Source organism: Nodularia sp. UHCC 0506 (genome assembly GCF_034931045.1).
In the GTDB taxonomy this organism is placed as follows: domain Bacteria; phylum Cyanobacteriota; class Cyanobacteriia; order Cyanobacteriales; family Nostocaceae; genus Nodularia.
Genome location: NZ_JAYGHH010000006.1, coordinates 28,781 through 52,280, shown reverse-complemented (window position 1 = coordinate 52,280; position 23,500 = coordinate 28,781). Strand labels below are relative to the sequence as shown.

The following is a 23,500-nucleotide window of genomic DNA, read 5'->3' as shown; positions in this document are numbered from 1 at the left end:
TCCGCGTACCTTTGCGTTTAAAAAATGAAACTGATTACCATCCTCCTCCTCCTGTTAAACTTCTTATTTACCCCCATCACCACAGCAAAAGCCACTACCCTCTCCGATCATATTTATGAACAGCGCACTTATCCCAGTTCAGACGGTATCGGAAAGTACTACATGGGGCGAGAAATAGCCAAAGTCATGGGACACACAGGCGCAGGTTGGTTAGAAAGACCTAGACGTGAGGTAGAAGAACAACCTAGTAAAATAGTCAGTGCGCTGAACTTACAACCCGATAATGTAGTGGCGGATATTGGCGCAGGCACAGGATATCTCAGCTTTCGCATTGCACCCTTATTAACAAAAGGCAAAGTTTTAGCTGTAGATATTCAACCAGAAATGCTAGAGATAATCGACTTTTTTAAACAAGAGAAAAATATTAGCAACGTTGAGCCAATTTTAGCAACTCTCACCAACCCTAACCTTCCAGTTGCAAGTGTGGATTTAGCCTTGATGGTGGATGCTTACCACGAGTTAGAATATCCCCAAGAAGTGATGACAGAAATTGTTAAAGCCCTGAAACCAGGAGGTAAAGTCGTGCTGGTGGAATATCGGGGCGAAAATCCCTTGATTATGATTAAACGTTTGCATAAAATGACTCAAAAGCAAGTCCGTAAAGAAATGCAATCCGTGGGTTTAGTTTGGCGAGAAACCAAAAATTTGTTACCCCAGCAGCACTTAATGATATTTGAAAAGCAAGCCTAGTGGATGGAGAGGACTAAAGTCCTCTCTATCTCCTCTCGGAGACGCTACGCGAACGAGACGCTACGCGAACACTACGAACTTTTATTCAGGTCGAATTAGGCTAACGTTTTTGGTTGCACTGTCCCAAACTATCCAATTAGTAGAATTATCTACATCTTCTGCATTATTAGTAACTTTAAAATACACCTTTTCCTGTCCCTTTGGTTCAATGGCAAAGTCGGCATTTTGGGCATAAACGACTTTAAAACCTTTGTCTCGTAAGCAATACATAGCCCAAGCTTTTAATGATTGCTTGTGTGGTTCGTGGGGAATTGGTGGTTTGGTGATGGTGTCCTCTATGACTTGAAATATCTCCATTAGTTTCTTGGTTTGGGTGTTTATGTATCACGCAGAGACGCAGAGGCACAGAGGAAGAGAGAGTTAGATGATTATAAAAAAACCTCTTCCCTCCTCCCTTGCGACTCAAATTTACACACAAATGATTAAATCACTCCAGAGCTTTTTAACTTCCGCCTTGGGGAGTGGGGTTTTATTCGTCATGTTTTGACGAATATGTAGCTGTTTCTCGATCTAGTTGCATTTGATGGCGATTGGGTTTGAATAAGCTTTCTGTAGTTGTTTTAATTACAATATACAAAATTGGCACTACAAACAAACTTAAAAAGGTAGCAATTAACATCCCACCAAATACGGTTGTTCCCAAAGACTGGCGACTTCCCGCACCTGCACCTGTGGCTATTGTCAAGGGAAAAATACCTAGAAGTGTAGAAAATGCGGTCATCAAAATCGGGCGTAAACGCTCTTGTGCAGCTTCAACAGCCGCTTTAGTAATGGAAAACCCTTCATTTCGCAGTTGGTTAGCAAATTCTACAATTAAAATGGCGTTTTTACTGGCTAAACCAATCAACATTACTAGACCGATTTGACAGTAAACATCATTGGCAAAACCTCGCATTGATTGTGCTATGAGTGCGCCAAAAATTGCTAAAGGCACTGCTAACAGGATAATTAAGGGGTCTATGTAGTTTTCATACTGAGCCGCTAGGACTAAAAAGACGAAGACAATTCCTAAACCAAAGATAATCGGTGCTAAACCGCCAGATTCTATTTCTTCTAATGCGGTTCCTGACCACTCATAACCAAAACCAGGTGGTAAAATTTCCTCAGCTAACTTTTCCATAGCTTGAATAGCGTTTCCCGAACTGGAACCGGGAGCAGCAGAACCATTGATTTCAATTGAGCGAAATAGATTATAGTGATTAATTGTTTGCGCCCCCACCATAGGAGTAGTTGTAATTAAGTTTTTCAAAGGAATCATTTGATTGGTTTGAGAACGAACAGATAGTTGACCAATATCTTTGGGGTTAGAGCGAAACTGTTTGTCTGCTTGGATATACACCCTATAATTACGTTGCTGGAGGTTGAAATCGTTGACATATTGAGAACCCAATGCAGTTTGTAGAGTCCGAAAGATATCATCTATGGGAACTTGCAATGCTTTGGCTCGGTTGCGGTCTACTTCTACGAGTAATTGTGGTGTTTCTGCGGCAAAAGTACTAAATACAGCTTGTAATCCTGGTGTTTGGTTGGCGCGACCCAGTATTTGCCCCATTGATTGAACTAAACTGTCTAAGCTACTACTCCCTCTACGGTCTTGGAGTTGAAAATTGAAGCCGCCAAAGTTACCTACGCCTTGAATCGGTGGTGGATTTACGGGAAAGATTCTGGCTTCTGGGATGGCGAATAATTTTCCGCGTAATTTACCGATAATTGCCTGTACTGTTTGGTCTGGTCGTGAGCGTTCTCCCCAAGGTTTTAATGTGGTAAATATAATACCGTTATTGGCAGTACTACCACTAAAACTAAAGCCGCCAACGGCGAAGGTTCCCACGACTTCAGGAATTTGTAGAAGTTCTTTTTCTACCTGGGCAATGACATCACTAGTATATTGTAGGGAAACTCCTTGCGGTCCTTGGAGCAGTGTGATGAAATAGCCTTCGTCTTCTTCTGGGATAAAGGCTGTAGGTACTGTGATATATAGCCAAGCCGTCATTCCCAAGGAGACGATGAATAGTCCTATGATGATGTTTTTGAAACGGACTAGAAAATTAAGCGATCGCTCATACCTTCTTTGTACCGAATCGAGTACCTGATTAACGCGCTCAAAAACCCGACCCAGCCAGCCTGTAGCTTTTTGTCCAGGACGTAGCAGCAAGGCACACAAAGAAGGTGTGAGAGTCAAAGCCAAAAACGTAGAAATCACAACAGAGAAGGCGATGGTCAGGGCAAATTGCCGATAAAGTGCGCCTGTTGTTCCGGGAAAAAACGCCACGGGGATAAATACCGCCATCAGCACCAAGGAAGTGGCAATCACTGCACCAAATAGTTCCGCCATTGACTCACTGGCGGCTCGGCGAGGACTCATACCTTTATCTTTGATAAAACGGCTAATTTGCTCAACTACCACAATCGCGTCGTCTACCACCATCCCAGATGCTAAAGTCAGACCAAATAAAGTCAAACTATTAATAGAAAAATTAAAAAGTCTAGCAAAAATAAATGTCCCAATCAGAGACAAAGGAACAGTCAGGGCAGGAATTAAAGTAGTGCGCCAGTCTTGTAAGAAGACAAAAATTACAATCACAACCAGTATTACTGCGGCAATTAGAGTCTTAACTACCTCTAACATCGACTCTTCCACAAAGCGTGTAGTGTCAAAAGCTACTTCATACCGCAATCCTGGTGGAAAATTGGGAGCTAGTCGCGCCATTTCTTCTTTAATTCCCCGCGCCACATCTAAGGCATTACTTCCAGGAAGCTGATAAATACCCAAGCCTACCGCATCTTTGGCGCGATATCGCAAAAATGAGTCGTAATTTTCTGCTCCCAGTTCAGCTCTACCAACATCTTTTAACTTAATTAATGTGCCATCATCATTCGTTTTGAGGACAATTTCGGCAAATTCAGATGGTTCTACTAATCTACTGGCAGCACGGACATCAATTTGATATCTTTGTCCTTCAGGAGCAGGTTCTTGACCAATTCTCCCCGCACCAACCTGCAAGTTTTGTTCTGATAGAGCATTAGCTACATCCGCAGTCGTTAGCCCCCGACCAGAAAGACGATTGGGATCTAACCATAGCCGCATTGCATAACGACGTTCGCCAAAGATTACGACATTGCCAACACCTTTGACTCTTTTTAAGGCATCCCCTAAGTAAAGGTCGGTATAGTTGCTTAAAAAGATATTGTCGTACTCATCATTTTCAGCAAATATACCAATAGCTAATAGTATATTACTAGACTCTTTTGAAACCCTAACCCCTGTGCGTTGTACTGTTTCTGGTAGTTGCGGTTGGGCAAGAGAAACCCGGTTTTGTACATCCACAGCAGCAATATCGGGATTTCGGGATGCATCAAAGGTAGCTGTAATATCAGTCGAACCATCATTACTACTACTAGAAGTAATGTAGCGGATACCTTCAATACCGTTGATTTGCCTTTCTAAAATGTTCGTCACACCGCTTTCGACATCCTCAGCACTAGCTCCGCTAAAGTTAGCAGAGACGTTGATTTGAGTAGGAGCAATATCTGGGAAACGAGCGATGGGCAATGTAGGGAGACAAATCAAACCCAATAACAGCACAATCAATGCAGTAACTGTGGCAAAAACTGGCCGTTTAATAAAAAAATCAACAAACATAGATTTCAGAAATTAGTAGTTAGCAATTAGTCAACCAATTTGGGATTTCATTGACAGCGCATTTCATCTAAGTGACGTACACAAAAGCAATATTACCAGCCCACAAGATGTACAATCTCAATTCAGATGTGTACTTCATTGACTGGCAAAGTGCTGTAATATCTAAATTTTCAAATTCTGAATCCAAAAAATATTGAATTACGAATTACGTAAAGCCTACGGCATAGCTGCGCTTAGAGCGAAACTCCTCCGTTCGCGTAGCGTTCCGCAGGAAAGGAGGCATTACGAATTACGTTAGCGAAGCTCCTCTGAAAGAGGCATTACGAATTACGAATTACGAATTACGAATTACGGTTTCCCTTTACCCATGCCTTCAGGGATAATAGGCACACCATTGGTGAGATTAAGAATTCCCGAAATAACAATTTTTTCTCCAATTTCTAATCCTTCGAGAACTTGATAATCGTTTCCTTCAATTTGACCCAATTTAACAGGTTTTTGTTGAGCTATGAGGTTGGGCATTCCTGGTTTGGATTCTGCTGGTGCTTCAGCCACAAATACAAAAGTTTGTCCACCCATACGAGATATTGCTTCAGTGGGAATTAAGATTCCTGGACGCTCATCCCAAATAACTCTGGCTTTGACATTCAGGCGATTGAGTATTTGGTTTCTGGTATTAGCAAAAGTGGCTTTAGCTAAAATATTTTGCGTATTAACATTGATGTTAGGCGAGATAAAACTGACTTGACCTGTGGCGGCAGGTTTGCCTTCAGCATCTAGAACCTTGACAGGTAATCCCACACGCAACCTTTCGGCTTCATTGAAAGGGATAGATAAATTCAGTTCCAAAGTGTTATTTTGACTGAGTGTGGTGAGTTCGTCTCCCTCGCTGACAAAATCTCCTACTTTCACCGGGATATCACCGAGAATACCAGTCAGAGGAGCGACAACATTGGTGTATTGTTGTTGGATTTCGGCTACCTGGACTTGGGCTGCGGCCTCCATAACTTGGGAACGGGCTTGGGCAATTTCTTCAGGGCGGGGACCATTCTCTAGTTGTCTGAGGTTTTGTTTTTCTAGTTCTAAAGCCGCAGCTAGTTCATTAATATCTGAACTTCTGCTTTTGCGGAGTTGGTCGAGCCGTCTTTGAGCTTCTTGTAATCTAGCTTCAGCACTTCTTTGTTCTCCGAGAAATCCTTCTAATACGTCTTGAGAAACAGCTCCTTCTGTTCTTAATTGTTGATATCGTTGACCTCTTGACTGTGCTAATTCCAGATCAGATTTAGCGACCTCAATTTGAGCTTCCGCCTGAGCAATTTCTTCGGGACGCGCTCCCCCTTGGGCATTTTTGAGACGAGTTTCAGCTTGAGCTAATCTCGCTTTGCCTTGGGCAATTTCTTCGGAACGTGTACCTGCTTTGAGTTCTGCTAGTCGGGCTTGGGTACGGTCTAATGTTGCTTTTGCTTGTCGTAGGCGGGCTTGGGTGTCGGCACTTTGCAGACGAATTATAACTTGCCCTTTCTGGACGCGATCGCCTTCTTTAAATAAAATTTCACTGATGCGCCCATCAATTTCCGGCTTGATTTCGACTGAGCCAGGAGAGTCTAAAAAACCATTTATTACTGAAGTGTCTTGTATAGTTTTAGTTTCTACAGTGGCTAATTTCACAGGAACTCCCATTGGTTGGCCAGCAGCAGCTCTATCGCCTGTTGGTGCATTACCTCCAAAGCTATTTTGCCACCAGTGCCAACCAACGCCGCCACTACCAGCAATTAACAAGACAATGCCCAAAATTAGCGGCCAACGTCGTTTTGGACTGGGTTTAAATGTTTGTTCTTGCTGTTCCATTTCAGCAGCAACTGGAGACTCAGGGGGTTCAGAGTTGAGCATCTTTATTTTCTTATCTGATAAATCGACTGGGCAGTTGTAATTTTAGCTTGGTTGACAAACCTTATCTAAGGTATAAGGTTGTTAAAGGAAGTTTGTGGGTACATTTTAATTTTGTAAAAATTGTGGTTGATTTCTCGCCATAAATAAATAATTAAGCAATCTGTTTTGGTCAAATGTAAGCACTTGCTTGCATTATATACATAAGGTGAGAAAATTGGTAGAAATTAGTAGGATTTGATAGCGATCGCTAAAAGGTGTGCAGTTAGAATGCTATCAATCCGATTTCAGGATGAAAATATAAGTTTTTATTATTTAAATGCGCCATATTGAAAGCCGGGACAATAGTGATCAGCACTATTTATTTAAAGGAATCAAGGCGTTTGGAGTGCAATAACTGTGTTCAGAATATCTAATGTAAACGGCAAAACATCAGTGTGATGATTGATGAGGCGCGATCGCATATAGCAAAAACTCCTACAATATGCTCAGAGAGTTTGGTCCATGATCAATGGTACATAATCAGCACAAGATCCCCCATTTCAAGTCTTGATTGACTATTAAATATATGTCATATTAGCCTTAAATTCTTATGTCTAAAGGCGAAGAAACAAAAGCAAAAATTCTCCAACAAGCAGCCGAACTGTTTAATCAACAGGGATAGCTCAATCATTGGTCTAAAAACTTAATGTAGCGTCCAGCATAGCAAAAAACCGCACTGAGTCCAGAGGAATTTGTAGACTTCAAGCGGCGAAATAAAGTTTTAGTGAAGTTGCGTCAGCGTCAAATTAACTAAAATCTATCTTTCATTCCCCGTAAACGAGCAAAAGTCTGTACTGGATCACTACTTTTGGTCACTAACTGTAATGATGTTTGTTCCCAACGTAAAAAGGGATTGGTAAGCTTCTCCATACCCAGTAATGAGGGGATAGTAGCTTCTTGGCGACTACGGCAATTCTTTACTTCGTCGAAGCGTCTTTGTAATTCAGTATTATTACTATCCACAGTCAGAGCAAATTGCAGATTCTTTAAAGTGTATTCATGGGCGCACCAAACGCGGGTATTATCTGGGAGAGAGCGTATTTTACTCAATGATTCCACCATCTGCGTTGGTGTGCCTTCAAACAAGCGCCCACAACCGCCAGCAAACAGGGTGTCACCACAAAATAACTCCCCGGCTTCACGAGATGTAACAGGGGGGAAATAGTAAGCAATATGAGCGCGGGTGTGTCCAGGAATGAAGAAAACTTCAGCAGTGCGATCGCCAAACTGGACGCGATCGCCTGCTTGCAAAAATACCTCTTGTCCGGGAATTCTGCCTCGATCCTCGGCTCCAGCATACACTGTCAAGTTGGGGAAATGTTTGATTAACTCCTTGTTTCCACCCACATGGTCGTTATGATGGTGAGTATTAAAAATAGCTACCAACTCGGCTTTGAGTCCAGCCAGTTTCTGCAATACTGGTTCAGCCTCTGCCGGATCGACAACAGCAGCAATATTTTGTCGCTGATTATACAGTAAGAATATATAGTTGTCTGAGAGTGCCTCCAGACGAATTACCTGCATTTCCTCTTTCTCCCTAATCATGTATTTTACCTATCCTAGACCCCCAGTAAGTCACTGAACTACTTGCACAAATTCACGAAACTGTCTATATTTTGTTTATTGTAGCTGTCATACTTAAATAAAGTATGATGATATATAATAGTATTTACACGTAAGTAATACTGAAGTTCATCAAAGCTAATTCTTATTACTCAGTAAAACCTCCCTGGAAAAAGTCTCAATTCAAAGTTACATTTATTGTGTAATTTTTAACGCAAGCATAAAAACCATCATGTAACCACCTGAATACTTTCGCTTATAATCATGACTCTATAGCCAATTTACTGTTATATTCTGGTAAATATTAGCACAAGCAAAATCATTGTGAGTTTACAGCAAAGCAAAACTCAATTAAAAGTTTCAATACTAGTCAGCGATCTATCGAGTGCGGGGGCTGGGCGATGGGGTGGTGGAGGTGTGCGTTCATTTTTATTGGCTCAAGCACTCCAAAAACTTAATTATGAAGTAGAAATTTTAGGATTTGTTTTCGGTGAACAAGCAGCAGTAATTCCTCAATCAGAAATCGCGGTTAATCATGTCATGGGCTATAACTATCCGCAGTTTCTGCAATCAGCTGCTCAAGTTCTCAAAAAACTTGATGGTAATATTATTTATGCTATGAGGCCGAAACCTACTACCTTCGGTATCTCCATGTTGAAAAAGCTCAAAAGTCATCAACCAATTATTTTAGATATAGATGACTGGGAAATGAGCTGGCATGGTGGCGAAAAATGGCAATATCAGCCCTCTCCCAAACAATTTGTACGAGATATTTTTCAAAAAAATGGTGCTTTGAGATATCCCGATCACCCACTTTATTTAAAATGGGTTGAAGGTATGACACAAAATGCTGATGCCATTACAATTCATACCCAATTTTTAAAAGAGCGATTTGGTGGTGTATATTTGCCCAACGGCAAAGATACTGATTTGTTTAATCCTGACCATTATCACCCTGAAGAAAGTAAAGCCCGTTATGGGCTTTCTGGATATCGAATTTTAATGTTTCCTGGTGCGCCAAGGCCATACAAAGGAGTTGAAGATGTTTTAATAGCTTTAGAACAACTCAATGAGCCTGATTTAAGGTTAGTCATTGTCGGTGGTAGTCCCTATGATGATTATGACGCTAAACTTATGGAAAAATGGGGACATTGGATCATCAAGTTACCAAAATATCCATCTACAGAAATGCCCCAAATTGTGGCAGCAGCAGATATTATTGTGGTTCCACAGCGAAATACCCCAGCCGCTTTAGCTCAATTTCCTTTGAAATTAACTGATGGTATGGCTATGGCAAAACCTGTTTTAGCAACCAAAGTAGGAGATATTCCCGAAATTCTGGGCGAAACAGGTTATTTAGTTGATTCTAGTTGTCCAGAACAAATAGCGGCAAAAATTCAGTGGATATTCCACAATTTAGAAGCAGCAAAGGCAAAAGGACAAATGGCTAGAGAAAGGTGTGTTAAATATTATAGTGTTGATACTATGGCAGCGACACTATCTCAAGTTATTGCTCAATTTGATCAATAAATTTTCACAAAGTTATAATGTTTTCAGGAATCTGAAAATCAAAAATTAAATCTTGACGGTTCGATTTGCTAAGGTTCTCCGAAAATATTTATGTCTAATCTTAATCAACTAACCGCATTTATTAAGCCTTATCCAAGCAGAATTATTTTAACAATAATCTTGGGATTTTCTGGAGCTTTATTTAATGGCATTAGCACAGCCATGATTGTGCCAATAGTTCTAAAAATAGTAGGGCAAGAAATAGATTTAACTAATGCTCCGCCCCTGATTAGAGGGATTATGTCTCCATTTGATAATTTTCCTGAAAATTATCGACTGGGATTGATGGCAACCTCAATTATATTTATAATTTTTCTAAAAAATGCTTCTAGTTATGCTAGTAGCTTGGCATCTAGTTCTGTATCCCGAACCCTGACCTCCGATATGCGTAAAGCAGGTATAAAGTTACTACTAGATATTGATATTAATTATTATACAAATTTGAAACTTGGTGATTTAATGAATCGCCTGAATGGAGAAATTCCCCGTGCTGCTAATTCTGTAAATAATATACTTAAATTAATAATACTTGTAATTACAATTTTAGTTTTTATATTTATTTTATTGTCAATTTCTTGGCAATTGACGATTATATCCACGATTTTACTAGCTGGAGTCACCTTAGTAAATCAGTTTGCTATTAGTCGTTCTAAATATTTTGGTAAGTTGTTAACCGAAATGTCTAAAACGCTCACTAACAATCTGATAGAAACCTTGAGCGGAATTCGTTTAGTTAAAGCAACTGCGAATGAAGATTTAACTTATCAAAACATTAATGAATTAATTCAAGCCCGTGAAACAGCAGAATTTAAGTCACAGGTAAATGCTAATATTATTGCCCCAATCAGCGAAGTTGCGGGGCTGATATCTTTAATTTTGATTGTATTTATAGGCAGAATTTTATTTGCAGAGCAAGTTGCTTCGCTTTCAGCTGTTCTCCTGACATATCTATTAGTCCTACTGCGGCTGCTACCTTTTGTGTCACAGTTAAATACACTTCGCAGTAGCTTTGCTAATAACTCAGCTAGTGTGGATATGGTGGCTGATTTTTTACAGCGCCATGATAAACCATTAATGCCAAACGGCAATATATCTTATACACAATTACAGGAAGGAGTACATTTCAATCATATATCTTTTGCGTATCCTGGCCATGATCAGTTAGTGTTAAAGGATGTAAATTTATACTTACCAAAAGGCACTACTTTAGCTTTAGTAGGTAGTTCTGGTGCTGGTAAATCAACTCTAGCTGATTTATTGCCGAGATTTTATGACCCTGTATCTGGCTATATTGCTATTGATGGGATTGATTTACGTCAATTTAATATCAAAACTTTGCGTAAGGCAATGGGTATCGTCAGTCAAGATACTTTTCTTTTCAATGAGTCAGTAAAACATAACATTGCCTACGGCAAACCCGGTGCTAGTGACCAAGAAATTATCACAGCCAGTAAACGAGCTAATGCCTATGAATTTATTAGCAAATTACCCCAAGGCTTAGACACCATGATTGGCGATCGCGGTGTCATGTTATCCGGTGGGCAGCGCCAACGCCTAGCCATTGCAAGGGCTTTGTTGCAAAACCCAGAAATTCTGATTTTAGATGAAGCTACCTCAGCATTAGATACTGTATCAGAGCGTTTAGTGCAAGAGGCAATAGATGATTTAAGCCGCGATCGCACCACTTTAGTAATTGCTCACCGTCTTTCTACCGTCCAAAAAGCTCATCAAATTGCCGTATTTGATCAGGGACGTGTAGTAGAACTAGGAACCCATAACGAACTTTTACAAAAAGATGGTTACTATTCGCGCCTCTATCAAATGCAATTTGGCGAACAAGCAGAAGTTTCTCGCAACTCTCATCAACTTTTTGTGCGGATTTCTTACGAAATTCGTACACGCTTGAACTCCATCATTGGTTGCCTGAGACTCTTAGCCGATGGCATGGTAGATGATGCCCAAGAAAGGCAAGAATTACTGAATGAATCTTACAAATCAACATTGAGAATTATTACAAATATTGAAATTTTTCAAGAGAGTATTCAATTACAAAATAGCTGGCAATCATCGGCATTTCTGAACAAAATTTATAAAATTAATGATCATGAGCAAAACACTAGGCAAATCTTTGAAGAAGTTCAAACAAAACTCAAGAATATGATCAACCACCTAGTTTTACTTGCAGATGATTTAGTAGATAATGTGCAACAACAAAATGAATTAATTACTGACTCATATCATTTAGCTATTTATTTACTGGATAGTGTGGAAACACTAGAAAAAATCTAAAATATGTATAAATAAAAATATCATTAGCGATTGTAGACCTGAATCTTTAGTAAGAAGTTCTAGATAACAACAGAGAAATTGATTATGAAAAAAATAGCTATCTATTATCCATATTTCATGGGTGGTGGTGCGGAAGCAGTAGGGTTATGGATTATCCAAGCATTAAAAGACCAGTATGACATCACATTATTTACTTTAGGAGATATTCAACTTAAAAAACTTAATTCTATGTATGGAACAAGTATTTTTGACGAAGATATCAAAATTAAGAGTATACTCCCCCCATTTTTGGACATTATTTGTTATTTAATTATGGCCAAAAACAATAATTTCCGAATGCTATTTTTTCATCTTTTAATTCGTATATTTAAGCAAAATAGCCATAAATATGACCTAGTTATGTCTGGATATAATGCAATGGATATGGGTCAAAAAGGAATTCAGTATGTACATTGGATCAAAGTTCTTGAAGGTAAACCTTTTCACAGAAAAATATCGGCTTTTTCTCAAAAACAACTACTCCAAAACATTTCTATCGCTAATTCTTATTGTGTTGCAGATAATTTCAATAAGCACTATGGAATTAATGCTAATGTTGTAGTGTATCCCCCAGTTGTTATAGAAACCCCTGATATAGATTGGATGGATAAAGAAGAAGCATTCATTTGCAGTGGCAGAATAGTAGAAGCTAAACAGCCCCATAAAGTCATAAAAATTCTCAAGACGGTTCGTGAAAGAGGCTTTGATATTCAGCTACATATAACAGGAGGAGGAGGAGGTTTTTATGAATGGAAATATCTGAATTTAGTCAAAAAAATGGTGAAACAAAATTCAGATTGGATTACATTACATGAAAATCTTCCCTATAAAGAGTACATTCAAGTGTTAGGTAAATGTAAATACGGGATTCACTTCAAGCAAGAACCTTTTGGGATATCTATTGCAGAAATGGTGAAAGCTGGTGCAGTTCCTTTTGTAAAAAGTGAAGGGGGGCAAATTGAAATAGTAGGTCAACATAATCAAGAATTATTTTTTAATAATGAACAAGAAGCTGTAGAGAAAATTATTGATGTTTTAAGTAATTCGGCTAAACAAAACAAATTACTTCAATCGCTGAATCAGCAAAAAGATTTATTTTCTACTCAGAGATTCATGTCAGAGATAAATGATGTTGTGGCTTCCTATTTTGATCCAAAATTAGAAACTCCCACTTATTAATTTATGATCACTATACTTGACACAAATTTTGCTAAAAAATTCTTAACGTTATGAAATCCATTATTAATTACCATGTGATTGATCACACGAATATCGGAGATTTATTTTCTGCACCTACAAAATATTTTACTTTTCCTGGATACTCAGTTGAACAAGCAGATATCCGGACAATCAATATTGATGAAATAAGAGATAAACACATTATTGTTGGTGGAGGTGGGCTTTTATACTCTCCGTTTTTACCTGCTCTTACCAAACTGATGGAAACAAAATCACATACAAAGTTAATTGCTTGGGGAATTGGACAACAGATATACGGAAGTAGTTTTGATCTGCAAAAACTTCAAAATTTTGACTACTCTCAATATTTGAGCAATTTTGACTTGGTTGGCATCAGAGATTTTAACTATAAATATAATTGGGTACCTTGCCCTAGTTGTATGCATCCAGAATTTGATAAAAAGCGAGAAATTAAACATGAATTTGTAGTTTTTTCACATAAAAAGTTTCAAATCAAAATTGGTAATTTTCCTCAAATGACTAATAATAATCAAAACTTGGAGGAGATTTTGGATTTTCTGGGTTCTGGTGAAACTATATTAACTAGTTCTTATCATGGCGCATACTGGGGTACATTACTGGGAAGAAAAGTTTTATCTTTTCCATTTAGTAGTAAATTCTATACTCTCAAGCATCCACCTGGAATATTTCCTATTTCCAAGTGGTTACAGCAAAAAATTAAGCTGTCGTTATTCAAAAAAACCTTGTGGGAATTCTCGTATAAAAACAAATTTTCGTGTCAAACTGATGGTTGGCAAGATGCCTTAAAACTTTGCCGTACTTATCCTGAGAGTCTTCAGGAAAATCGGGTTAATAATCATAACTACTACTCTGAAATATTAAATATTTTAGATTCATGAATGAGCCAATATTAAAAGAATATGAAAAAGAATTTATTAAAAAATAAATACACTGAGCTTAGTCCACAAATCGATAATTAAGAATTAAAAAAGCAATGGCGAAAAAAACTGTTGGTATGATTAGTAGTTATCGCGCTCTGGAAAAAAGAGGCGATTGGCTCTGGCAACAAACCCCCCATCAATTTGGTGTTTGGGATAACATACAAATGCAGGCGCTGGCATCAAAACCAGATTTTCTGCTGATGTATCAGTTTGACTTTCCCAAACCTCCCCAACCAAAATCTTGGTGGGAACAGTTAAATCAAAAACGACAAAAATCAGAATTAAACATCAACTCTGTCCTCAAAGGAATTGCTCCAGAACGGGTGATATACCTATTACGAGAACCACCATTAAGTGAGATTGTTGACCGAAATCAGTTCAATTATCAAGAAGCTCAAAAATATTGCGGTTATATTTCCGGCCCTGATGATTTCGCCCCCATTCCTGACTATATGCCTGCAATTTGGTATCATGCAAACTCATTCCGAGAATTGAATGAAATGCCTCCACCGGAAAAAGTTGCTCCTTGTAGTTGGATTACTTCTGGAATTAGTCGCACAGCTAACCATCGCCAAAGATTGGACTTTTTACAATCTTTACAAGAGAATCATCTTAAATTTGACTTGTATGGACGTGGTTTGCCAAAATGGGTAAAAACGTCTGGTGAATTGGGTAATAAATGGTATGGTATGGCACCGTATTATTATAATCTGTCAATTGAAAACTATGCTGATAACAATTGGTATGTGAGTGAGAAACTTTGGGATGCTTTGTTAGCATGGTGTCTACCTATTTACTATGGTGGTCCAGCAGCTGATAAATTATTACCACCGGGTAGTTTTTTACGCTTACCTAGTTTAGATGCTAAAGGTCTGGCCTACATTCAGGAAGTGACAGCTACTCCTGATGCTTGGTACGCTGCTAAAGATGCGATCGCAGAAGCTAGACAAATTATTTTACATAAATTGAATCTACTTAACTGGTTATCGGAATTTGTCGGTAAAGTTTCTGAATAAATTTAGGATTTTTATATGGATGGTATTTGTACTCTTGCCAATGACCAAGTTTATGAACAAGTCATTGCTTTACTCAACAGTATAGAAGCAATTTATGGACAGGAAATGCCAGTTTGCATTTATCCCTATGATCACAATACAGCAAAAATAGCTGCGGAAATTGCTCATCGTCCCCAAGTGCAAATTTACGATGATCGAGAATCAATTCAGAGATGGGATGAATTTATTTGCAAGATTTGGGACGCACATCCCACAGCCATAGAACATTGGTCGAAATTCGGGAATGATAAGTATCATCGAGTGGGAACACATAGACGTTACGGTGCTTTTGATGGGCCGTTTGACCGTTTCGTTTATATGGATGCTGATACTTTATTAATGAGTCCATTAACAAAAATTTTTCACCAGTTAGAATATTGTGACTGGGTAGTATATGATTTTCAGTACACAGATTTATCTCATGTGTATAATCAATCTTCTGCAAAATTAACAGAAATATTTACACCACAACAACTGCAAACAGAAATATTCTGTTCGGGATTTTATGCGTCTAAAAAAGGGGTTTTCGATGTCCAAATGCAAGAATTGTTACTAGAAAAACTTTGCCAAGGAGAAGCTGAAATTCTTTACACTATGGCTCCTGACCAAACTATTCTAAATTATATGGTCATGCGTTCAGGAATCTCTAATTGTAATTTGGCTCTAGAACTTCCAGAATCTGAAAAAACAGGCTGTTGTGTAATTTCTGAGCATTTTCAGGCGCAAGATAATATCTTATATGACAAAGGTAAACGATTAACTTATCTTCACTATATTGGCTTGAGTTCTAAGTTATTCCAGCGAGTTTGTGAAGGAGAAAATATTGATTTTCCTTATCGGGATATTTTTTTATATTATCGCTATCTGCATGAACCAGACAAGCGACCAAAGTTTACAACTAAGGCCAAGGCTTATAACGCCTCTCCCAGTTTAGCTACAAAAGTTTTAAAAAAGTTAGGATTAACAGGTGGAGGTAAATAACATGACTCGCGGAATCTATATTATTGCTAATGACAAGGTTTTAGATCAGGCGATCGCTCTCTTGAATAGTATCAGGTTACATGATGCAGATACACCCATTATCATGATTCCTTATGATGATAATTATCATCAAATAGCCGACACACTGAAGCAACATTATCGCGTAAAAGTTTATGAAGACTTAGATTTTATTGATCGTCTAGCGGGAAAATTACATGAAACTTTTGGGGGTAAATTTTTCGCTCGCCCTAATCAATTTCGGAAGCAGGCTTGTTGGTTTGGTCCCTTTGATGAATTTTTGTACATTGATACTGATATCGTCGTTTTTGAAAAAATCATTGATAATTTGAACTATCTGGCCACATCAGATTTTATTTGTTGCGATTATCAACATTTGGGCGGAATCAAAAATGTTTTTAGTTCCCAAGTATTAGAAGATAAAATATTTACTGAAACAGAAGTTAAAGATATTTTTAATGGTGGTTTTTGGGGTTCTAAGAAAAATTTAGTCTCGGAAAATGATCTATACGAAATTTTTAGCGAGTGTGCAGCCCATCCAGAATACTTTGATTTTTCCGAAAAGACCTCTGACCAACCAATTATTAACTATATGTTGCTGAAGCGGATTCCACGTCGCTTTAATGTAGTTCGCAGAGAGGGTAAAGCACCGGGCAATTGGGCAGGAACACCACACTTTCAGGCTGAAGGTAATATTCTCTTTGATCCTACAGTCAATCAATCACTACAATACCTGCATTGGGCGGGGATTCGGATTCAACCCGGCTGTCCTTACTGGCAAACTTGGGAACATTACCGTCATCTCAATCCAGCGCTACCTGCGGCGAATATACCCGCACCAGCAGAAAAAAGTCAGTTGCAAGCAACCCTCGATCAAGTGAAAAATCAATTTCGTAAACTGAAAAAAGACGTTTTAAGCGATTAATTCTAGTCCAGTGCAATGGATTTTGCCCCACCTGAGACGATAGCAAAATGCGGCGATGCGATCGCATCTGAATTTTTGGATGAATAAATAGTTGCGATCGCACCCTACGATTCGCTAGGATCTGTAAGCTTTAGGTTATAAGCAAAGCTGCTGGTGATTGTAAGCTATGCTGCTAAAACCCAAGTTAATCAGATTTTACAGGAAAAAACGAAACCGATGGCGAAACGTGTACAGTTAGTTTTAAATCAAGATATTAGCAAGCTGGGAAAATTAGGCGATTTAGTAGACGTAGCTCCCGGCTATGCGCGTAATTATCTCATTCCCCAGAATTTAGCAACCCATGCTACTCCCGGAATTCTCAAACAAGTAGAACGCCGTCGCGAGAAAGAGCGTCAACGCCAATTAGAACTTCGTCAACAAGCTTTAGAACAAAAAGCAGCTTTAGAAAAAATTGGCAGTTTGCAAATTGCTAAACCCCTTGGTGAAAACGAAGCAATTTTTGGTACAGTTACCACCCAAGATGTCGCAGATGCAATTCAAGCCGCTACCAGTCAAGAAATTGATCGACGTGGGATTACCATTCCTGATATTAACCATCTAGGGACTTATCAAGCAGAAGTCAAGCTACATTCTGACGTAACAGCTCAAGTTAATATTGAAGTTGTAGCCAGCTAACTTTTAGTAGTGCTGAGTGCTGAGTAAGAAGAAAGAATATGAAATTTCCTGATTCAGCACCACAAGTGCTTTTTCGGACTCAGCACGGACTACGCTCACAGTACTTTCTACTCAACAGTTTTTCAGGTAACTTTACCACTACAGAATGATTTCCTAAATTTTGGATTATAAGGGTAATAGTAAACCCCAAGCTAAAATCCAAAATCTCCCAACTAAAATTGCTTATGTCTGAAGAACTGAGTTTTCAAGGTGATGGTAGCGATCGCCTACCACCCCAAAATATTGAAGCAGAAGAAGCGATTTTGGGGGGAATTTTACTAGATCCAGAAGCCATTGGGAGAGTGAGCGATCGCCTCTTACCAATAGCATTTTACATCAGCGCTCACAAAGATATCTATCAAGCAGCGCTGCGCCTTCACGCTCAAGGTAAACCCACAGACTTACTTTCAGTTACCAGTTGGCTGTCTGATAACGATATCCTCGCCCGCATTGGAGGCAGAAACAAATTAGCCACTCTCGTAGACCGCACAGTGTCAGCCGTTAACATTGATGCCTTAGCCGGCTTGGTAATGGAAAAGTACCTGCGGCGGCAGTTAATTAAATCTGGTAACGAAATTGTTCATCTTGGTTACGAAACAGAGAAAGAATTACCAATAGTTTTAGATGAAGCTGAACAAAAAGTTTTTGGTGTTACTCAAGAACGTCCCCAATCAGGTTTAACTCACATTTCGGATACCCTGATTAATACTTTTCAAGATATTGAAACTCGTCACCAAGGCATTGCCTTACCTGGTATTCCTTGCGGCTTCTATGATTTAGATTCCCTAACCAGTGGTTTCCAGCGTTCTGATTTAATCATTATTGCCGGTAGACCATCAATGGGGAAAACAGCATTTTGCTTGAATTTGGCTCACAATATTGCAGCTGGTTATAAATTACCGATAGCCTTTTTCAGTTTAGAAATGTCTAAAGAACAGCTAGTACAGAGATTATTGGCTAGTGAAGCGGGAATTGAAACTGGTTATCTGCGGAGTGGGCGCATTAGTCAAACACAATGGGAACCTTTAAGCCGTGCTATTGGGATGCTTTCAGAAATGCCCATTTTTATTGATGACACGGCAAATATTACCATCACCCAAATGCGTAGCCAGGCCAGGCGATTGCAAGCCGAACAGGGAAGTGACTTAGGATTAATTGTTATAGATTACCTGCAATTAATGGAGGGTGCTGGTGATAACCGCGTTCAAGAGTTATCAAAAATCACCCGTTCTTTGAAAGGTTTAGCTCGTGAATTATCTGTACCAGTAATTGCCCTATCTCAGTTGAGTCGTGGGGTGGAAGCACGTACAAATAAGCGTCCCATGTTGTCGGATTTGCGGGAAAGTGGGAGTATTGAGCAAGACGCGGATTTAGTTGTGATGTTATACCGCGATGATTATTATAATCCTGACAGTCCTGATCGTGGGATTGCAGAAGTGATAATTGCTAAACACCGCAACGGCCCCACAGGTACTGTGAAACTTTTATTTGATCCGCAATTTACAAAGTTTAAAAATTTAGCCAAACAAGGCAATTATTAATAATTCGTAATTCGTAATTCGTAATTCGTAATGCCTCTTTCAGAGGAGCTTCGCTAACGTAATTTGTAATTCGTAATGCCTCTTTCAGAGGAGCTTCGCTCTAAGCGCAGCTATGCCCCAGGCTTTACGTAATTCGTAATTCGGTAAGAAAAAATAGCGATCGCTCAGATGATTACATCAAGTCCGGTTGAATACTTACTCAACCCGGCAGAAAACCCGCCAAACCCTTGCTTTATCTCCCCTCCTCGCACCCCCCTCAATCCCCCCGCAACGGGGGGAAGAAAAGGATAAACCTTTGATATGGGAGGGGTTGGGGGTGGGGTTCAATAATTGTGGTAATGGCAATTAATTAACCGGACTTGATATCAGACGTATTGATAGTGTCAGTCCCGAAAGCAACTGAGTTTATACTAATCACTTTCTTGACTTAGCACTCTACTTAACGCCCAGCAATTCTACGTCAAAGAGCAAAGTGGCATTGGGTGGAATTACGCCACCGGCACCACGGGAGCCATAACCTAATTCGGAAGGAATGATTAGCTGACGACGACCGCCTACTTTCATAGTGCTAAGTCCTTCATCCCAACCTTTTATTACCTGTCCGATACCGATTTTAAACTCGAAGGGACTATTGCGATCGCGTGAACTATCAAACTTAGTCCCATTTTCTAAAGTACCAGTGTAGTGAACTACAACCGTTTGTCCAGGTTCAGGAGTCGCCCCAGTTCCCTCTTCTAATTCAATATATTTCAGTCCAGATGGGTTGGTTACGACATTGGCATCAGACATAGTATTGCTCGCAATCAAGGTTTGGTTTTGTGTGACACTGGTGGGTGCTGGTGCAGTTTCGGTCAAATTAGTAGCAGTAGGAGAGTTGACATTTTTACTAACTTGTGCTATTACCAAAATCGCAACACATAGCAGCATGAAACCCACGCTGAGTAAAATTGATTTCAAAATAAGTTCTCCCTAATTAGGCAATCTGGTATTTTGCAGATTACCAACAGGACACGATCAAGTGTAAATCAGAAAGGGCATTTTATCGCCAAAGCTTATTTTCTAAATCACGCAGTTGACGCTCTAAACGGTCAATTCTCCCCCGTAATTCATCGACCTCAGACTGACGAGCCACGCCTAAATCCTGCATCATATTCCGCATTTGTCGTTGCATTTGGTCTTCCCAGTTTCCCTGCTCTGACTTTAATTGCTGTACAACATCGTCCATTACCGCCTTAGCTTGCTCAGGATCAAGCTTACCGTCCTTAACCAAATCATCGCTAACTTGCCGCATTTTTTCGGCTACCAAAGACGTTGTACCAATACCGAGCATCATTAACTGTTGTAACCAGTTATTATTATCCATACTCCCTTCCTCTTCATGATTTCCCACTAGCTGACTAGGCTGCTTGAGTGTATGCAATCAAGCTATGGTGGAAAAGTGGTTTTTTTAGCCTACATCTCTATTTTGGCAAATTCGTAAACACAACAGAGGGAATTCAAGGGTATGGTTATCGAACTACTTAAGTTTCGGGTTGCTCCAGAAGTGCGAGAAAATTATATCCAGAAGGATGCAGAAATTTGGACAACAGGACTGGCTAAGTATCCAGGATTTTTAGGGAAAGAAGTTTGGATTGACCCCAATGATCCCACAGAACTAATTTTAATCATTCGTTGGGCAACAAGAGAACAGTGGAAAGCCATACCCTTAGCTGATTTACAGATAATTGAAGAGCAATTTACTCAAGCAATGGGAAAATCTTATCCAATTGTCGAATCAGCCGAATATCAAGTACAAAAATTGCCTCAGTTGTAAGTAATAATACTCTTTCTTTCTTTCTTTCTTTCTTTCTTTCTTTCTTTGTGTACTTAGCGTACTTTGCGGTTCGTTCCTCATACACAAAATAATTATATGATAGATATTTTCAGGTAAATAGACCAGATGATAGGGGCGCAAGGCCTTGCACCTTGACAACAGATGTAATTCAAATACATAAAAACTGATGTAAGTCGGGTTAATTAGTCATGCGGGGTTGAAGCCAAAGTTGTAGCATAGAAATCTAGCATCAAATTTTAAATAAAATATTTATGTCTGCTACGCCACTTGTTTCTCAGCTTAATTCAGTCAAATCAGAAATAATTCCGCCCTTATTAGGGGCTTCAGTTACCGAATTAAGCCTTTGGGTTCAGCAACAGGGACAACCTGCTTATAGAGGTAAGCAACTGCACGATTGGATTTATCATAAAGGCGTGCGATCGCTATCTGATATTTCTGTTTTTTCTAAACAATGGCGTGCAGAAGTTGCAGAAGTCCCCATTGGACGTTCAACCATACATCATCGTGCAGTTGCACCAGATGGGACGATCAAATATCTTTTAAAACTTGCAGATGGTCAAATTATTGAAACTGTTGGCATTCCCACAGCAAAACGCCTGACAGTTTGTGTTTCTACTCAAGTAGGTTGTCCGATGGCGTGTGATTTCTGCGCTACTGGTAAGGGTGGCTTGACGCGTAATCTAGAAAGACATGAAATTGTCGATCAAGTTTTGACTGTGCAAGAAGATTTTCAGCAACGCGTTAGCCATGTAGTATTTATGGGCATGGGCGAACCGTTATTGAACACCGATAATGTTTTAGGATCGTTAAAATCTTTGAATCAAGACGTAGGGATTGGACAGCGATCGCTTACCGTTTCTACAGTAGGTATTCGTGGTCGCATCCGTGAGTTTGCCAAACACAATTTACAAGTCACTCTGGCTGTGAGTCTACACGCACCTAACCAAGCACTCAGAGAAAAACTCATTCCCAGCGCCCGCCCCTATCCTCTAGAAGATTTGTTAGATGAATGTCGGGAATATGTGGAAATCACCAGAAGACGCATCTCTTTTGAATACGTTCTATTGGCTGGGTTCAATGACTTACCAGAACACGCTGTACAACTGGCAAAATGTTTGAGGGGATTTCAAAGCCATGTAAATTTGATTCCCTACAATCCCATCAGCGAAGTTGACTACAAGCGCCCTAGCAGCGATCGCATCCAAGCTTTTGTTAACGTTCTCAAACAACACAATACTGCTGTGAGTGTCCGTTATTCTCGTGGATTAGAAGCTGATGCTGCTTGTGGACAACTTCGTGCAAGTAAATAAAAGTGCTGAGTTACAGGTATTTTCAGGTAAATAGATCACGTATTAGGGGTGCAAAACTTTGCGCCCTTACGACTTCTATTTACTTAGCCTGAACACTCAATTGTTTTTTGGCACTAATCCCTGGGGCGTAAGCTTCAATTACCTTACCAGTAACAGTACAAGTAATCATCAAATAATCGCAACTTGGGCATTGTGTCCGAGTTAATTGACTATCAGAAATATAGTGACGCTCCGCACCACTGCCACAGTTGGGACAGTGAATTTTTTGGATTGTATTCATTTTAAAACCCTGGTTGTAATTATTTATTATTTGACAAAACTGCGACTTAAATCAGTAGATAGATACTTTGTGTTTACTTCAAGTCAACAAATAGCCATAATCTGGCTAAATTTTTTAAAGAAAATTTTAGATTTGCATTTGTTTAAGTTTTATAAATTATCTTCATTTTTAGCTCAATTTACCATCCCACTTTAGATATATAAATTAATTTTATAATTACACATCTTCTTGGAATTTTAGTGATCCCCATCACCAATGCTTTGAGATAGCTTTATTTTACGGTTATGGCAGACAATATATTAAAGGCTATTATTGTATTGAAAAATTAACAGATAAAAAATACTGTATCTTTGGTAACAGAATTTTTTCTTTTAAGATTTAGTTAATATTTGATAGATAAAACATTAAGATTGCATCCTGTGTAACATAGCTTACACACAAAATGCGCCTTTACTGATAAACTAATTTGTAAATCAACAAGATCAAAAACAAGTAAAATTTGTTATGGTGTATAATTTGGCTATTTAAATAATGTTTAACTAACTTTTATTTATGGGGGAATTAAAGTTTGCTGATTTATTTGCTGGTATTGGAGGTTTTAGATTAGCTTTTGAACAAGCTAACTATGAGTGTATATTTTCTTGTGAGATTGATCAGGCGTGTCAACAGGTTTACTTGAATAATTTCGGAGAAAAACCCGAATCGGATATCAGAAAGATTGATTTAAAATCGTTACCTTATTTTGATGTTTTAACGGCTGGGTTTCCTTGTCAACCTTTCAGTATTTGCGGACATAGGAAAGGTTTTTATGACACTAGGGGTACTTTGTTTTTTCATATTTGTGAAATTATTGAGCATA

General features: G+C 39.0%; 20 protein-coding genes and 1 pseudogene. 14 read left to right on the top strand and 7 right to left on the bottom strand.

Translation table 11 applies throughout. From position 1 onward, the window contains the following. The first annotated feature begins 24 nt into the window (after nucleotides 1-24). The gene (locus VB654_RS06415) at nucleotides 25-750 is read left to right on the top strand and encodes a class I SAM-dependent methyltransferase (RefSeq protein ID WP_323212768.1); all 726 of its coding nucleotides are present in this window, start codon (nucleotides 25-27) and stop codon (nucleotides 748-750) included. Nucleotides 751-831: 81 nt separating this feature from the next. Here the strand turns inward: VB654_RS06415 and VB654_RS06410 are convergent, their stop codons facing one another. The 3 genes from VB654_RS06410 to VB654_RS06400 form a co-directional block, all read right to left on the bottom strand. After that, complete coding sequence (locus tag VB654_RS06410; protein WP_323212767.1) at nucleotides 832-1,107, bottom strand: hypothetical protein; 276 nt, start codon at nucleotides 1,105-1,107, stop codon at nucleotides 832-834. Between the two features lie 172 nt (nucleotides 1,108-1,279). Further along, nucleotides 1,280-4,453: an efflux RND transporter permease subunit gene (locus tag VB654_RS06405; protein ID WP_323212766.1), complete on the bottom strand. Its 3,174-nt coding sequence runs from the start codon at nucleotides 4,451-4,453 to the stop codon at nucleotides 1,280-1,282. A 348-nt stretch (nucleotides 4,454-4,801) separates the two neighbouring features. Continuing rightward, the gene (locus tag VB654_RS06400; protein ID WP_323212765.1) at nucleotides 4,802-6,343 is read right to left on the bottom strand and encodes an efflux RND transporter periplasmic adaptor subunit; all 1,542 of its coding nucleotides are present in this window, start codon (nucleotides 6,341-6,343) and stop codon (nucleotides 4,802-4,804) included. A 589-nt stretch (nucleotides 6,344-6,932) separates the two neighbouring features. Here VB654_RS06400 and VB654_RS06395 point away from each other — a divergent pair. Beyond that, nucleotides 6,933-7,001 (top strand): annotated as a pseudogene (locus VB654_RS06395) (TetR/AcrR family transcriptional regulator); the annotation flags it as partial. A 131-nt stretch (nucleotides 7,002-7,132) separates the two neighbouring features. On the opposite strand, the gene gloB reads toward VB654_RS06395, so the two are convergent. Beyond that, the gene (gene gloB, locus VB654_RS06390; protein WP_323212897.1) at nucleotides 7,133-7,906 is read right to left on the bottom strand and encodes a hydroxyacylglutathione hydrolase; all 774 of its coding nucleotides are present in this window, start codon (nucleotides 7,904-7,906) and stop codon (nucleotides 7,133-7,135) included. 363 nt (nucleotides 7,907-8,269) lie between these two features. Here gloB and VB654_RS06385 point away from each other — a divergent pair, with 363 nt between their 5' ends. From VB654_RS06385 to dnaB, 9 genes are all read left to right on the top strand, one after another. Continuing rightward, entirely contained in the window at nucleotides 8,270-9,475 is a 1,206-nt protein-coding gene (locus VB654_RS06385; RefSeq protein WP_323212764.1) for a glycosyltransferase family 4 protein, read from the top strand. A 90-nt stretch (nucleotides 9,476-9,565) separates the two neighbouring features. Next, entirely contained in the window at nucleotides 9,566-11,803 is a 2,238-nt protein-coding gene (locus tag VB654_RS06380; protein WP_323212763.1) for an ATP-binding cassette domain-containing protein, read from the top strand. A gap of 84 nt (nucleotides 11,804-11,887) precedes the next feature. Continuing rightward, the gene (locus tag VB654_RS06375) at nucleotides 11,888-13,021 is read left to right on the top strand and encodes a glycosyltransferase (RefSeq protein ID WP_323212762.1); all 1,134 of its coding nucleotides are present in this window, start codon (nucleotides 11,888-11,890) and stop codon (nucleotides 13,019-13,021) included. A 50-nt stretch (nucleotides 13,022-13,071) separates the two neighbouring features. Further along, entirely contained in the window at nucleotides 13,072-13,941 is an 870-nt protein-coding gene (locus tag VB654_RS06370; RefSeq protein WP_323212761.1) for a polysaccharide pyruvyl transferase family protein, read from the top strand. A gap of 95 nt (nucleotides 13,942-14,036) precedes the next feature. Beyond that, complete coding sequence (locus VB654_RS06365) at nucleotides 14,037-14,999, top strand: glycosyltransferase family 10 domain-containing protein (RefSeq protein ID WP_323212760.1); 963 nt, start codon at nucleotides 14,037-14,039, stop codon at nucleotides 14,997-14,999. Nucleotides 15,000-15,014: 15 nt separating this feature from the next. Next, entirely contained in the window at nucleotides 15,015-16,019 is a 1,005-nt protein-coding gene (locus VB654_RS06360) for an Npun_R2821/Npun_R2822 family protein (RefSeq protein WP_323212759.1), read from the top strand. Between the two features lies 1 nt (nucleotide 16,020). After that, complete coding sequence (locus VB654_RS06355; protein ID WP_323212758.1) at nucleotides 16,021-16,962, top strand: Npun_R2821/Npun_R2822 family protein; 942 nt, start codon at nucleotides 16,021-16,023, stop codon at nucleotides 16,960-16,962. 216 nt (nucleotides 16,963-17,178) lie between these two features. Next, nucleotides 17,179-17,637, top strand: a complete 459-nt coding sequence (gene rplI / locus VB654_RS06350) for a 50S ribosomal protein L9 (RefSeq protein ID WP_323212757.1) — start codon at nucleotides 17,179-17,181, stop codon at nucleotides 17,635-17,637. Between the two features lie 224 nt (nucleotides 17,638-17,861). Further along, entirely contained in the window at nucleotides 17,862-19,217 is a 1,356-nt protein-coding gene (dnaB, locus tag VB654_RS06345; protein ID WP_323212755.1) for a replicative DNA helicase, read from the top strand. Between the two features lie 435 nt (nucleotides 19,218-19,652). Here the strand turns inward: dnaB and VB654_RS06340 are convergent, their stop codons facing one another. Both VB654_RS06340 and VB654_RS06335 read right to left on the bottom strand, forming a co-directional pair. After that, a complete protein-coding gene (locus tag VB654_RS06340; protein ID WP_323212753.1) occupies nucleotides 19,653-20,174 on the bottom strand; it encodes an FKBP-type peptidyl-prolyl cis-trans isomerase in 522 nt (173 codons plus the stop codon). Between the two features lie 82 nt (nucleotides 20,175-20,256). Next, entirely contained in the window at nucleotides 20,257-20,580 is a 324-nt protein-coding gene (locus tag VB654_RS06335) for a phasin family protein (protein WP_063873469.1), read from the bottom strand. 141 nt (nucleotides 20,581-20,721) lie between these two features. Between VB654_RS06335 and VB654_RS06330 the strand changes: the two genes are divergently transcribed. Together VB654_RS06330 and rlmN are read left to right on the top strand one after the other, a co-directional pair. Next, nucleotides 20,722-21,030 (top strand): TIGR03792 family protein, encoded by a 309-nt coding sequence (locus VB654_RS06330; RefSeq protein ID WP_323212752.1) that lies wholly within the window; start codon nucleotides 20,722-20,724, stop codon nucleotides 21,028-21,030. Nucleotides 21,031-21,302: 272 nt separating this feature from the next. Further along, nucleotides 21,303-22,361 carry a 23S rRNA (adenine(2503)-C(2))-methyltransferase RlmN gene (rlmN, locus tag VB654_RS06325; RefSeq protein WP_323212751.1) on the top strand — a complete coding sequence of 353 codons (1,059 nt, stop codon included), beginning with the start codon at nucleotides 21,303-21,305 and terminating at the stop codon, nucleotides 22,359-22,361. A 79-nt stretch (nucleotides 22,362-22,440) separates the two neighbouring features. Here the strand turns inward: rlmN and VB654_RS06320 are convergent, their stop codons facing one another. Beyond that, on the bottom strand, nucleotides 22,441-22,641 hold the full coding sequence (locus VB654_RS06320) for a replication restart DNA helicase PriA (protein ID WP_323212749.1): 201 nt from the start codon (nucleotides 22,639-22,641) through the stop codon (nucleotides 22,441-22,443). Nucleotides 22,642-23,193: 552 nt separating this feature from the next. Here VB654_RS06320 and VB654_RS06315 point away from each other — a divergent pair. Next, nucleotides 23,194-23,500: DNA (cytosine-5-)-methyltransferase (locus VB654_RS06315; RefSeq protein WP_323212748.1), on the top strand; the 307-nt coding region annotated here is incomplete at its 3' end.